At 70.0% G+C, this 13693-nt stretch carries 10 protein-coding genes; 7 read left to right on the top strand and 3 right to left on the bottom strand.

All coding sequences use genetic code 11. The features are described from left to right. Positions 1 to 297: hypothetical protein (locus AB0J09_RS20115; protein WP_360692844.1), on the top strand; the 297-nt coding region annotated here is incomplete at its 5' end. 84 nt (positions 298 to 381) lie between these two features. Beyond that, positions 382 to 2124 carry a proline--tRNA ligase gene (locus tag AB0J09_RS20110; protein WP_360692841.1) on the top strand — a complete coding sequence of 581 codons (1743 nt, stop codon included), beginning with the start codon at positions 382 to 384 and terminating at the stop codon, positions 2122 to 2124. 647 nt (positions 2125 to 2771) lie between these two features. On the opposite strand, the gene AB0J09_RS20105 is transcribed toward AB0J09_RS20110, so the two are convergent. Genes AB0J09_RS20105 through AB0J09_RS20095 form a run of 3 tightly spaced genes read right to left on the bottom strand, consistent with a single transcriptional unit; the run spans position 2772 to position 5357 of the window. Further along, on the bottom strand, positions 2772 to 4271 hold the full coding sequence (locus AB0J09_RS20105; protein WP_360692838.1) for a tripartite tricarboxylate transporter permease: 1500 nt from the start codon (positions 4269 to 4271) through the stop codon (positions 2772 to 2774). 1 nt (position 4272) lies between these two features. Continuing rightward, on the bottom strand, positions 4273 to 4740 hold the full coding sequence (locus tag AB0J09_RS20100) for a tripartite tricarboxylate transporter TctB family protein (RefSeq protein ID WP_360692835.1): 468 nt from the start codon (positions 4738 to 4740) through the stop codon (positions 4273 to 4275). Further along, positions 4737 to 5357: a tripartite tricarboxylate transporter substrate-binding protein gene (locus AB0J09_RS20095; RefSeq protein ID WP_360692832.1), complete on the bottom strand. Its 621-nt coding sequence runs from the start codon at positions 5355 to 5357 to the stop codon at positions 4737 to 4739. Before AB0J09_RS20095 ends, AB0J09_RS20100 begins: the two co-directional genes overlap by 4 nt. Here AB0J09_RS20095 and AB0J09_RS20090 point away from each other — a divergent pair. Genes AB0J09_RS20090 through AB0J09_RS20070 form a run of 5 tightly spaced genes read left to right on the top strand, consistent with a single transcriptional unit; the run spans position 5313 to position 13693 of the window. After that, complete coding sequence (locus AB0J09_RS20090; protein WP_360692829.1) at positions 5313 to 6530, top strand: glycosyl hydrolase family 28 protein; 1218 nt, start codon at positions 5313 to 5315, stop codon at positions 6528 to 6530. The genes AB0J09_RS20095 and AB0J09_RS20090 overlap by 45 nt on opposite strands. Further along, positions 6527 to 7696 carry a CBM35 domain-containing protein gene (locus AB0J09_RS20085; RefSeq protein ID WP_360692827.1) on the top strand — a complete coding sequence of 390 codons (1170 nt, stop codon included), beginning with the start codon at positions 6527 to 6529 and terminating at the stop codon, positions 7694 to 7696. The genes AB0J09_RS20090 and AB0J09_RS20085 overlap by 4 nt, the downstream gene beginning before the upstream one ends. Then, a complete protein-coding gene (locus AB0J09_RS20080; protein WP_360692824.1) occupies positions 7693 to 9561 on the top strand; it encodes a glycosyl hydrolase family 28 protein in 1869 nt (622 codons plus the stop codon). Before AB0J09_RS20085 ends, AB0J09_RS20080 begins: the two co-directional genes overlap by 4 nt. Further along, positions 9558 to 11564 carry a glycosyl hydrolase family 28 protein gene (locus AB0J09_RS20075; RefSeq protein WP_360692821.1) on the top strand — a complete coding sequence of 669 codons (2007 nt, stop codon included), beginning with the start codon at positions 9558 to 9560 and terminating at the stop codon, positions 11562 to 11564. Before AB0J09_RS20080 ends, AB0J09_RS20075 begins: the two co-directional genes overlap by 4 nt. After that, positions 11561 to 13693 carry a discoidin domain-containing protein gene (locus AB0J09_RS20070; protein ID WP_360692818.1) on the top strand — a complete coding sequence of 711 codons (2133 nt, stop codon included), beginning with the start codon at positions 11561 to 11563 and terminating at the stop codon, positions 13691 to 13693. Before AB0J09_RS20075 ends, AB0J09_RS20070 begins: the two co-directional genes overlap by 4 nt.

Genomic DNA, 13693 nt, shown 5'->3' with positions numbered 1-13693 from the left:
CTGGCGTACGCCACCCGCAGGGACGATGTCTGGGGCGACCTCGCGGCGGGCGCGGTCGGCGTGGTGCTGATCGCGGACGTGGTGGACCGGGCGACTCCGGGGTTCATCGACAGTGAGCGGTCGTTCTGGCCCGGTCCCGCGCTGGTGGTCGGGCTGCTGTCCGTCGCGCTGGTGTTCCTGCTGCGCAGGAAGGCGCGGGGCCGGATACGCGCGCTGGCGCTTTCGGCGATGTTCGCCGGGCTGTTCACGGTCTGTCTGGCCGCCTTCGTGTCCGGCTGGATTCCCCTGACGGTCTGAGCCCTGTCGATAAGCCCGAGCGCTGTGCTGCCCCGACTCGATAGCCTGTAGTTCTTCACATCCAGGTTCGAGCAAGGAGTAGCCGTGTTGCTGCGCATGTCGTCGTTGTTTCTTCGCACCCTGCGGGACGACCCGGCAGACGCGGAAGTGCCGAGCCACAAGCTCCTGGTCCGCGCCGGCTACGTCCGCCGGGTGGCGCCTGGCATCTACTCCTGGCTCCCCCTCGGCAAGATGGTGCTGGAAAACGTCACCAGGATCGTCCGCGAGGAGATGAACCGGATGGGCGGCCAGGAAGTTCTCTTCCCCGCCCTGCTGCCCCGCGAATACTACGAGGCCACCGGCCGCTGGACCGAATACGGTGACACGCTCTTCCGGCTCCAGGACCGCAAGGGCGCCGACTACCTCCTCGGTCCCACGCACGAGGAGCTCTTCACCGACATGGTCAAGGGCGAATACTCCTCGTACAAGGACTATCCGGTCACCCTCTACCAGATCCAGACCAAATACCGCGACGAGGCCAGGCCTCGGGCGGGGATCCTGCGCGGGCGCGAGTTCCTCATGAAGGACTCGTACTCGTTCGACCTCGACGACGACGGGCTCAAGCACTCCTACGAGCAGCACCGCGAGACCTACATCCGCACCTTCGACCGGCTCGGCATCAACTACAAGATCGTGTTCGCCCAGTCGGGGGCGATGGGCGGGTCCGCGTCGGAGGAGTTCCTGGCGCCCACGCCCACGGGCGAGGACACGTTCGTGGCCTGCCACTCGTGCGGCTACGCGGCCAACGCCGAGGCCGTCGTCACGCCCGCGCCCGCCGCCCGCTCGCTCGACGACGCGGCGCCGCTGCAGGTCATGGACACGCCCGACACCCCGACCATCGAGACGCTGGTGTCGTACGTCAACGAGCACCACGGCCTGTCCGTCACCGCCGCCGACACGCTCAAGAACGTCGTCGTCAAGGTCTCCACACCGGGCTCCGACAAGGTCGAGACCCTGATCATCGGCGTGCCGGGGGACCGCGAGGTCGACTTCAAGCGTCTGGAGGCCGCGCTGACGCCCGGCGAGCCCGCCATCTTCGAGGCCGCCGACTTCGCCAAGCACCCCGGTCTCGTACGCGGCTACATCGGGCCGCAGATCCTGCGCTCGCTCGGCATCCGCTACCTCGTCGACCCCCGGGTGGTGACCGGCACGTCCTGGGTGACCGGGGCCAACGAGCCCGGCAAGCACGCCGCCAACGTGGTGGCGGGGCGCGACTTCACCCCCGACGGCACGATCGAGGCCGCCGAGGTGCGCGCCGGCGACCCCTGCCCCCGCTGCGGCTCTGACCTCTCCATCGACCGCGGCATCGAGATCGGCCACATCTTCCAGCTCGGCCGCAAGTACGCCGACGCGGCCGGCCTCGACGCCCTGGGCCCCGACGGGAAGCCGATCCGCATCACGATGGGCTCCTACGGCATCGGCGTCTCCCGCGCCGTGGCGGTCATCGCCGAGCAGGCCCATGACTCGCTCGGGCTGGTGTGGCCGCGCGAGGTCGCGCCCGCCGACGTGCACATCGTCGGGACCGGCAAGGAGAACCAGGTGGAGGCGGCCCTGGAACTGGGCGCTTCACTGGAGTCGCGCGGGCTGCGGGTCCTGGTGGACGACCGGCCGTCGGTCTCGCCCGGGGTGAAGTTCAAGGACGCCGAGCTGCTGGGGATACCCACGATCGTGGTGGTCGGACGCGGGCTGTCGCAGGGGGTTGTGGAGCTTCGGGACCGGGTTTCCGGGGAGAAGTCGGAGATCCCGCTGTCCGAGGCCGTCGACCGCATCCTGGCCGCCATCGGCTGACGGGCCCTTCCCCGCTTGACGCCGCAGGGCCTTGCCGGTGTACTCGACGCCGGCGGGCCCTCTCGGGGCGCTCGACGGTGGTGGGCCTTTCCGGGAGCTCGGTGGCGTCCGCGGGTCCTGTGGGGCTCACCATACGAACGCCCCACCCGGCGAGTCGGCCCCTGCACCGCCTTCGGCACTGCATGGCATTCGCCCGGTGCCAACGCGGCCGCCCTGCGCTGGTGAGAGCTGCCGCCGCGCCGCGCTGGGCTGCCGTACACCCGTTCATGGCGGGCCGCTGTGCGATGGCGCCGGGCTCCGCCGTACCACGTCTCGCCGACGCGGCGCGTTTGAGGCGGGGGAGCCCGGCGGGATGCCGCGCCCTCCGCGGCGCCGCCTCGCGCCGTGACGCCCGCGCCGTGACGCCCGCGCCGTGACGCCCGCGCCGTGACGCTGCCTCGTGCTGTGACGCCGCCTTGCCCCGTGCCGCCGTGCTGTATCCCGGGCGGTCCCACGTGGTGCGTCGCCGCGCCGCGTCGTGCCCGGGCCCGTCCTCCGTGGTGCTGTCGTCACGGGATCCGCACGAGGACCGCCCCCGTGGTGCCGTCGCCACGGGGTGGGGCGCGTACCCGAGGGAAGCGGGAAGTCCCCGGCCCACCCGCCGCAGGTCAGGCTGGTGGGAGCGGGACCTTGGTGCGGCGGCGGAGCACCGCGGGGCCGATCAGGCTGGCGGCTGCGATGAGGAGGATCGCCAGCGACACCGGCCGGGTGACGAAGACCGAGGGGTCGCCCTCGCTGAAGGCCAGGGCCCGGCGGAACTGGACCTCCATCAGCGGCCCCAGCACCGCCCCCAGGATCAGCGGCGCCACCGGGTACCGGGCCCGGTGCAGCACCCAGCCCAGCAGGCCGAACCCGTACGCCACCAGCACCTCGAAGACGCTCTGCGAGATCGAGTAGACCCCCAGCGTGGCGAAGGTCAGGATGGCGGCCGTGAGGAGGGCGGCGGGGACGGCGAGGAGCTTCACCCAGACCCGGATCAGCGGCAGGTTGAGCACCAGCAGCATCACGTTCCCGATGTACAGGCTGGCGATCAGCGTCCACACCAGCACCGGCTGCTGGTCGAAGAGCTGCGGCCCTGGCTGCACGTTGTAGATCTGGAACGCGATCAGCAACATGCTCGCCGTGGCCGATGTCGGGATGCCCAGCGTCAGCAGGGGCACCAGCACGCCCGAGAACGCCGCGTTGTTGGCCGCCTCGGGTCCCGCCACGCCCTCGATGGCGCCTTGTCCGAACTCCTCCTTGTGCTTGGACAGCCGCTTCTCGACGTTGTAGCTGAGAAAGGTCGGCAGCTCGGCGCCGCCGGCGGGGAGCGATCCGATCGGGAGGCCGAACAGGGTGCCCCGGAGCCAGGGCTTCCATGACCTGCGCCAGTCGTCGCGGGTCATCCCGACTCTCCCGGTCACGGTGACGGGCGGCTGGGCGGGACGGTGCCGCGAGGCGGCGGTGGAGACCGCCTCCGCCACCGCGAACAGCCCCACCGCGACAGCCACCACCGACAGCCCCTCGTACAGCTCGGGCACGCCGAACGCGAACCGCGGCTGGCCGGTCATCTGATCGATCCCGACCATCCCGATGGTCAGGCCGAGAAACAGGCTCGACAGCCCCCGTACGATCGAGTCCCCCATCAGCGAGGTGACCGTCACGAACGCCAGCACCATGATCGAGAAGTATTCGGCCGGCTGGATCAGCTTGGCGATGTTCGACATGCCGGGGGCCAGGAACGTGATGACGACCGTGGAGATGGTGCCCGCCACGAAGGATCCGATGGCCGCCGTCGCCAGCGCCGCCCCGGCCCGCCCCCGCCTGGCCATCGGATAGCCCTCGAGCGTGGTGGGGATCGAGGCCGTCTCGCCCGGGATGTTGAGCAGGATCGCGGTCGTCGAGCCGCCGTACATGCCGCCGTAGTAGATCCCGGCGAACATCACGAACGCCCCCACCGAGTCGAACACGAACGTCAGCGGCAGCAGCAACGCGATCGTCGTGGCGGGACCGAGCCCGGGCAGCACGCCCACCAGCGTGCCGACGGTGACGCCGAGCAGGGCGAGCAGCAGGTTCTGCAGGCTCAGGGCATGGCCGAAGCCGTCCAGCAGGTTGCCGAGGACGTCCATCTCAGATCGCCAATCTCACCAGGCCGGGCGGCAGCGAGATGCCGAGGAGCCGGTCGAACAGGAAGTACGTGGCCAGCGCCAGCACCAGCCCCACGAGCACGTCGCGCAGCAGCCTCCGGCTGCCCAGCACCCGGGCGACGGCCACGAAGAAGGCGGTGGTCGCCTGCCAGTACCCGGCGGGGACCAGGATCAGCGCGTAGGCGACCAGGCTGCCGATCAGGAGAAGAACGGAAGGCCAGTGCGTCTGCTCCGGCTCATCGGAGGCGGCCGTGGCGGCGCTCGACGTACCCGGTCTGAACGCCTGGACGACCCCGATGACGGACACCACCGCGAGGCCGGCCCCGACCAGCAGCGGGAACGCGCGCGGCCCCACCGCCTGGTACCCCTCGCCCTGCGGGATCGCGAACGCCTGGGCCAGCACCACCACGGCGACACCGAGGAAGCCGAGCGAAACGAGACGCTGCGTCACTTGCCGAGCCCCAGCTCGCCCAGGATGGTGGTGACCTGCGTCCGCTGCTCGGCCAGCACCTGGCCGAACTGGTCGCCGGGACGCCAGTCCTCGGTCCAGTTGTTGCGCTCGAGCACCTTCTTCCAGCAGGAGGTCTGGCGCACCTTGTCCAGCAGGCCGATGACTTCCTGCTGCTGCTCCTTGGTCAGGCCCGCGGGGGCGAGCACGCCGGCCAGCGTGGAGATCGCCTCGTCGCCCAGGCCGAGCTCCTTCATCGTCGGCGCGTCGACGCCCGCCATGCGCTGCTCCGAGTCGACCGCCAGCACCCGCAGCTCGCCCGCCTCGATCTGCGCGCGCAGCTCGGCGACGGTGTCGATGCCGGCCGTGGCGACGCGGGCTCGTACCTGCCGAACGTCTACACCCGCTGGCAGGGGATCGAGTGCTACAACTACTCGCCCTTCATCTACGCCAGGAACCAGACGGACATCGCGCTGACCGGCACCGGCACGATCGACGGGAACGCGGCGGCCGGGCCGTGGTCCGGCTTCGACGACCAGCGCGGCCCCGACTGGGACCGGTTGCAGCAGATGGCCGTGGACGGCGCGCCGGTCGAGCAGCGCCAGTTCGGCGACGGCCACTACCTCAAGCCGAGCATGATCCAGTTCTACGGCTGCCGGAACATCCTCGTCGAGGATCTGGACATCCGGAACCCCGCGATGTGGACCATCCACCCCGTCTTATCCCGAAATATCATGATCAGGCGGGTCAAAATCTACAGCCGGGGCGCGATGGTGGACGGCGTCGACCCCGAGTGCTCGTCGGACGTGCTCATCGAGGGCTGCACGTTCGACACCGGCGACGACGGCACGGTCATCAAGTCGGGCCGCGACACCGACGGCCGCCGCGTGGGAGTGCCGTCCACCGACATCGTCATCCGCGGCAACACGTACTACGGCCGCTGGGGCGCGATCACGGTCGGCAGCGAGATGTCCGGCGGCGTCCGCAACGTCTTCGCCGAGAGCAACCGCGTCCTCGCCGGCTCCAGCTACCACTCGTTCTACGCGCTCTACCTGAAGACCAACAACCGGCGCGGCGGGACGGTGGACGGCGTGCACGTCCGCGACCTGACGGGCGGCCCGTGCGACCGGGGCGGCTTCTACATCGACATGAACTACAGCCTGACCGGCCCCGGCTACGGCCCGATCGTCAATCCGGTCATCCAGAACCTCACCGTGGACGGCCTGAACATCGCCGCCTCGCCGTTCGCGATCAAGCTGTCGGGCTCCTCCGCCAGCCACGTCCGCAACGTGACGATCTCCAACAGCACCTTCACCCAGATCGACACGCCCGCCCCCCAGCTTTCCAACGCCGACAATGTCGTGCTGCGCGACGTCCGCATCAACGGCGTCCTGTACGGGTCGGCTCCGGGCAACCGGTACGAGGCGGAGAACGCCACGATCTCCCAGGGCGTCGTCGAGTCCAACCACGCCGGGTTCTCCGGCACAGGCTTCGTCAACTACGACAACGTGGCGGGCTCGTACGTGGAGTTCGCGGTGAACGCCGGCGCGGCGGGAACGGCGACGCTCACCCTCCGCTACGCCAACGGCACCGCGGCCGACCGGCCGATGGACATCGCGGTCAACGGCGCCGTCGTGGCGGCGGCGAAGCCCTTCAACGGCACGGGCTCCTGGACCGCCTGGCAGTCCACGACCATCTCCGCCCAGCTGCTCGCCGGCGCCAACACGGTCAGGGCGACCGCCACCACCGCGAACAGCGGCCCCAACCTCGACTACCTGGAGATTCAGCCATGACAGTGACCCGTCGCCAGCTGGGCGCCCTGGTCGGCGCCGCGCTCCTCGGCCCTGCCCTGCCCGCCAGGCCCGCCTCGGCCGCGGCGCCGGCCTGGAAGCTCATGTGGGCGCCGGATCCGGCCGCCGTCGGGCTGGGCGCGTTCGAGACGATCGAGGACGACCGCGCCGACTCCCATCCGGCGGGACAGCCCCACATCTACGTCGAGGGCGACGCCTTCCGCTTCAACATGCACACCGTAGACCGCGACACGAGCACGGACCGGCAGCGCCAGGAGGTGACCGGCACCCGCAACCCGGACGGCTACCTGCGCTGGCTGGCCGGGGAGACCTGGCGCGTCACGTACTCGATGTACATCCCGAGCTCGCTCAAGGCGACCACGACCTTCACCCACATCAGCCAGACGAAGATGCCGGGCACCGGCACCAGCCCGATCACCGTCACGTCGCTGCGCCGCGTGAACGGCGTGCAGACCATCGAACACAAGATCTTCGAGTCCGACACCCTGGTCGGCCGCACCGAGCTCGAGCCGCTGCACGACAAGTGGATCGACGCCGAGTACGAGATCAAGATCGGCGACGGGAGCTCGGGCTCGGTGCGATGGGTGCTGCGCAGCGGCGGCGTCACGCTCGTGGACGCGACCAAAACCGGTGACACCTTCCTCGGCGACCGGGTCCGCCCCAAGTGGGGCATCTACCGCTCGCTCGGTGACACTTCGGGCTCGCTGCAGAACTGCTATCTGCTGCTCAGGAACATGCGGGCCTACAAGCAGGTGCAGGCCGCCGTCACCCGGCTGGAGGCGGAGAACGCGACGATCTCGCAGGGCGTCGTCGAGTCCAACCACGCCGGGTTCTCCGGCACAGGGTTCGTCAACACCGACAACGCGGCGGGCGCCTACGTGGAGTGGCGGCACGACGCCGCCGCGGCCGGCCCCGCCACACTCACGGTCCGCTACGCCAACGGCACGAGCGCGGACCGTCCCGCGGACCTGGCCGTCAACGGCCGGGTGGTGGCCTCCGGCCTGTCCTTCCCCGGTACGGGCGCGTGGACCTCATGGGCCTCCCGGAACGTGGCCGCCGACCTCGCCGCCGGCGCCAACACCATCCGGCTCACCGCCGCCACGGCGGGCGGGTGTCCCAATCTCGACTACCTGGAGGTGCTCCAATGACGATCTCCCGTCGTGACCTCCTCAGAGCCGGCGGCGTGGCGGGCGGCGCCCTGCTCGCCGGCTCCGGCACGGCCCGCGCGACGAGCGGGCCCTCGCACGCCGAGCCCGTCGCGGCGAGCGGATCCGCGTACGGCGAGTCCGTCGCCGCCGGGTCCATGGATGCCGGGCCCGTCGGCGCGGGCTCGGCCGCCTCGCCCTGGGACCGGGTGCCCGAGATCCTGGCCCGGATCGTCCCGCCGGCCTTCCCCGACCGCGCGTTCCCGATCACCTCCTACGGCGCCGTCGGCGACGGCAGCACCGACTGCACGGCCGCGTTCCGTAACGCCATCGCCGCGTGCAACGCGGCGGGCGGCGGCCGGGTGATGGTGCCGTCCGGCACGTTCCGCACCGGAAAGATCCACCTGCTGTCGAACGTCAACCTCCAGGTGAACGGCACCATCAGGTTCCGGACGGACCCCGGCTCCTACCTGCCGACCGTGCTCACCCGCTGGGAGGGCATCGAGTGCTACAACTACTCGCCCTTCATCTACGCCAACGGCCAGACCAACATCGCGATCACGGGAACAGGCACGATCGACGGCAACGCGCCCGCTGGAGACTGGTCGTCGTGGGGGAGCGGCGGCGCGGACCGCGACCAGCTCCGCGAGTGGGGCGCCAACGATCACCCGGTGGCGCAGCGCCAGTTCGGCGACGGCCACGAGCTGCGGCCCAACATGATCGGCCTCTACAACTGCACCGCGGTGCTCGTCGAAGGCGTCAACCTTCGCAACCCGGCGATGTGGACCCTCCACCCGGTCTACTGCACGAACGTCACCGTCAGGAACGTCACCTTCTACTCGACCAACTCCCAGGGCGACGGCTGCGACCCCGACTCGTGCACCGACGTGCTGATCACCGGCTGCAAGTTCGACACCAACGACGACTGCGTGCCGGTCAAGTCGGGCCGCGACCGCGACGGCCGCCGGGTCGGCCGCCCCTCGCAGAACATCGTGATCCAGAACTGCAAGTTCAGCGGCCGGTGGGGCGGCGTGACGATCGGCAGCGAGATGTCCGGCGGGGTCCGCGACGTGTTCGCCGAGGACTGCGAGTGCAACGCGCCCGACTTCCCCGGCCGCTACCCGGTCAAATACGCCCTCTACGTCAAGACCAGCTTCAACCGCGGCGGCTACGTGGACGGCGTCCACCTACGCCGCATCACCGGTCACGACCTGGAGCGCAGTGCCCTCTACGTCACGCTCAACTACGAGACCTCGGGCTCCCTGCCGCCGGTCGTCCAGAACTTCACCGCCGACGGCCTGGCCATCGACGGCGCCGCCCAGGCGTACAACCTGGACGGCCGCCCGACCGACCACATCAAGAACGTCACGATCTCCAACAGCACGTTCAACAGGATCACGACGGCCACGCCGACCGCGTCGAACGTCGACAACCTGGTGCTGTCCGGCGTCTTCGTCAACGGCAAGGACATCTCGAACACGGCGGGGGCCCGCTACGAGGCGGAGGACGCCGTGATCTCCCGGGGCGTCGTCGAGTCGAACCACGCCGGGTTCTCCGGCACCGGGTTCGTCAACAGCGACAACGTGGCCGGCGCCTACGTCGAGTTCTCGTTGAACGTCGCCGCCGCGGGCACGAAGGCGCTCACCATCCGCTACGCCAACGGCACCACCACCAACCGCCCGTACTCGGTCACGGTCAACGGCACGGTCGTCAGCGCCGCCGTGAACGCGCCGGGCACCGGCGCGTGGAGCACCTGGGCGTCGGCCTCGGTCCAGATCCCCGCGGTCTCCGGCGCCAACACCGTCCGGCTCACCGCCACCACGGCGGGCGGCCTGCCCAACCTCGACTACGTGGAGATCCAGCCATGACCTCCCTCCGCCGGGCCCTGCTGGCGTGCGCCGTGGCCCTGCTCGGACTGGCGCCCCAGCCCGCGAGCGCGGCCTCCGAGCTCGGCCCGGTGCAACAGTCCGCGAGCGCGCTCGCCGAGTTCGACGTGCGCGACTACGGCGCGACCGGCAACGGCACGACCAACGACGACGACGCCATCGACCGCGCCATCAACGCCGCGAGCGCCGCCCCCGGCGGCACCGTGGTCCTCCCCTCGGGCCGCTACCGGGCCCGCACGATCCACCTGAAGTCCAACATCACGATCAGGCTCGACTCCGGCGCCACCATCCTGGCCGCGAGCAGCGGCATGGACGCCCCCGAGCCCAACCCCAACGACGCCTACCAGGACTACGGCCACAGCCACTTCCACAACTCGCTCATGTGGGGCAGCGGCCTGACGAACGTGCACATCACCGGCACCGGCACGATCGACGGCGACGGCAACCTCATCACCGGGAACCCGTCGTCGGGCCAGGCCGACAAGGCGCTGACGCTCACCGAGTGCTCCAACATCAGCCTCGAAGGCGTCACGTTCCGCCGCGGCGGCCACTTCGGCGCCCTGATCAACGGCTGCCACGACATCACGATCGACAACCTGAAGACGATCTACTCCAGCAGCGGCGTGCGTGACGGCATCAACCTGATCAACAGCTGGAACGTCACCGTCACCAACAGCCGCATCGAGGCCAGTGACGACGCCCTGGTGTTCAAGAGCGACTACGCGCTCGGGCACACCTACACCAGCCAGAACGTCCGCGTGCACGACACGACCGTCTACTCGCACGAGAACAACGCGCTGCAGTTCGGCTCCGAGACCTGCGGCGACTTCCGCGACTTCCGCTTCGAGCGCGTCACGGTCCTGGGCGCCGGCAAGGCCGGCATCGGCATCGTCTCCATGGACGGCGCCGTCATCGAGGACATCCACTACGGCGACGTGACGCTCACCAAGACCACGTCGCCCTTCTTCTTCAAGATCGGTGAGCGGAAGCGCTGTCCCGGCTCGCCACCCGCCGGCCGGATCCGGAACATCACGATCTCGGACGTGACCGGGAGCAACCTGACCGCGCCCGTGGTCACCGGCACGGTCGGCGCGCCGGACTACACCAGCACGCTGACCGGCACACCATCCGTGGACATCGGCCCCGGCATCACGTTCCAGAACGTCGACCTCACGGTCCCCGGCGGGCACCCCGCCTCCGAGGCGAGCAGGGTGCCGGGCGAGTACCTCACCACCTACCCGCCGCGCGACTACGGGGCGCGCCCCTCGTACGGCTACTGGATCAGGCACGCCACCGGCATCACGCTCAACGGCGAGACCCGGTTCGACGACAACGACAACCGGCCGTACGTCATCGCCGACGACGCCTCGGACGTTCAACTGAACGGTGTCGTCGCGCAACGCGGCAGTGGCAGCGCGTACGACGTCGGGTTCAGCGGCGTCACCGGGTACGCCGTGCGTGACAGCGCCGACACCTCGGGTGGTGCGCTGCGCATCCGGGCCACCGGCTCCACGCCCGTCCCCGGCACCCCGGAGAGTCTCTATGCCGAGGCGGAGTCCGGCACGGTCACCGCGCCCATGCAGGTGGCCGCCGACCCCGCCGCGTCCGGCGGCTCGTACGTGACCGTCGCCTCCGGCAACAACAGCAAGTCCAGCGCACCCTCCACCGGCTGGACGACGATCCCGTTCACCGTCGAGCACGACGGGACGTTCGCGGTGTGGGCCCGCGTGATCACCGCCAACGACGGCGACGACTCGTTCTGGGTGCGTTCCGGCACGGGGACATGGAGCAACTGGAACAACATCCCGATCGGCACCTCCTGGCACTGGGCCAAGCTGCCCGTCACGTACGACCTGGCGGCCGGAGCGCGCACGATCACCTTCGCCTACCGCGAGGACGGTGCCCGCCTCGACCGGGTGGCCATCTCCAGCGACCCCGCGTTCACCCCCGATGGCACCCCCGCATCCCAGGAGGCCCACTCATGAAACGCACGGCGGCACTGGCCGTCCTGGCGCTCTTACTCGGCCTGCTCACCGCCGTCCCGGCCAGGGCCGACCTGCAGCATCCGCGCCAGGCGTTCCTGCGCAACTCGGTCGCCGGCCTCTTTCTGCACTGGGGCGAGCGGACCTCGCCGCAGCACACCAGCTGCAGCGCGTGGGAGGCCGACGTCACCAACGGCGGCTGGAGCGCCTCCTACTGGGTGAACGAGGCCAAGAAGCTGCACGCGCAGTACATCGTGCTGGCCACGTTCCACAGCAGGCTCGGGTACGCCCGGCCGTACCCGTCGGAGATCCCCGGCTCCTGCCGCACCACGCGGGACTTCCTCGGCGAGCTGATCGACGCCGCGGACGCGCAGGGACTGAAGGTCATCAACTACATGACCGACGACCCGCAGTGGCACAACGAGGGCCTCAGCTCCGGCGACTGGCTCAACTCCTCGGCGTTCTCCAGCTACGTCGGCCACAGCGTGGACCTGACCACCCGCGACGGGTTCGGCGAGTTCAGCTACCTGCAGTTCTTCGAGCAGATGCGGCGCTACCCGAAGCTGGCCGGGTTCTGGATCGACAACGACAACGCCTACTGGGAGCGCAACGACCTCTACGCCAAGATCTACCAGCAGCGCCCCGACATGACGATCTCGAACAACAACGAAGACACGCCGATCATGGACATGATCAGCAACGAGCAGAAGACCGGCATGACGCCGTCGTACGACTACCCGCAGGCGATCTACACGGCGCTGCCCCGGCTGATCGAGGCCGACTTCAAGCTGCCCACCGGCGGGCCCTGGTGGTACGGCGGCTCCGACCAGGCCGTGGACCGCAAGCTCACGTTCGGCCGGCTCATCACCAACGCCGGCTCGTCGGTCAAGGCGCTGATGGCCGAGACCGCCATGGTCAACGGGCGCTTCCCCGCCCAGCAGGCCGACTTCAACAACTTCGCGAACACGTACCTCTCGGCCATCTGGGAGTCGATCGGCGGCACCGAGGGCGGCGGCTACATGTTCGGCGGGCTCAAGCCGGGCTTCTGGAACAACGGCGCGCACGGCGTGACCACGATCGCCAAGAACGACCCCGACCGGCACTACATCCACGTGATCACGCCGCCGTCGGGCAGCACGTTGTCGCTCCGGGACAACGGCTACCGGATCACCTCGGTGACGAACCTGCGCACCGGCGCGCCCGTGGCGTTCACGCAGTCGGGCGGCACGCTGACGCTGAGCGGGGTCACGAGCTGGGACCCGTACGACACCGTCTTCAAGGTCGTCTCGAACGGCCGGCAGGGCGTCTACACCGGCGTCACGCTCTCGGCGAGCTCGTCCACCAGCGGCCACGGCGCGCCGGCGGCGGGCGACGGCGACTATCTGACCTACTGGGACAGCAACGCCGCCGAACCCGCGCGGCTCACCTTCGACCTGGGCGCGGCCAAGCGCATCCAGTACCTGGCGTTCAACCAGCGGGAGGACTCCACCGTCTACCCGTCGTCCGGGTCCGCGCGGATCTCCGGCTACCAGGTGCACGTCAGCGACGACGGCTCGAACTGGGGGAGCGCGGTCAAGACCGGGGCCGTGCCGAACGCGCGCGGCGTGCAGTTCATCGACCTGAACGCGGTCACCGCCCGCTACGTCCGGCTCTCCAAGACCGGGCACCACGGCGTCGCCCGCTGGCGGGTGGACGAGGCGTGGGTCGGCGGCCAGTACGCGGGCGGCGGCGGCTCTTCCGGCACCCGCTACGAGGCCGAGGACGCGACGATCTCGCAGGGTGTCGTCGAGTCCAACCACGCGGGCTTCTCCGGCGCGGGCTTCGTCAACGGCGACAACGTGACGGGCTCGTACGTGGAGTTCTCCGTGAACGCGCCCGCGGCAAGAACCGCCACGATCGCGTTGCGTCACGCCAACGGAACGTCGACCAACCGGCCGGCCGCCATCACCGTGAACGGCGGCGCCGCCCAGACCCGCGACTATCCCGGCACCGGCGCCTGGACCACCTGGGCGACGGACACGTTCACCGTTCCACTCAACGCCGGGGCGAACACGCTGCGGGTGACCGCGACGACGGACGGCGGCAACCCGAACCTCGACTACATCGACGTCACCACGGGAGGTGCCTCATGA

The organism is Nonomuraea sp. NPDC049784 (assembly GCF_040659615.1).
Taxonomy (GTDB): Bacteria; Actinomycetota; Actinomycetes; order Streptosporangiales; family Streptosporangiaceae; genus Nonomuraea.
Note: the sequence above shows the minus strand (reverse complement) of the source record. Positions and strands in the feature narration are given on the sequence as shown.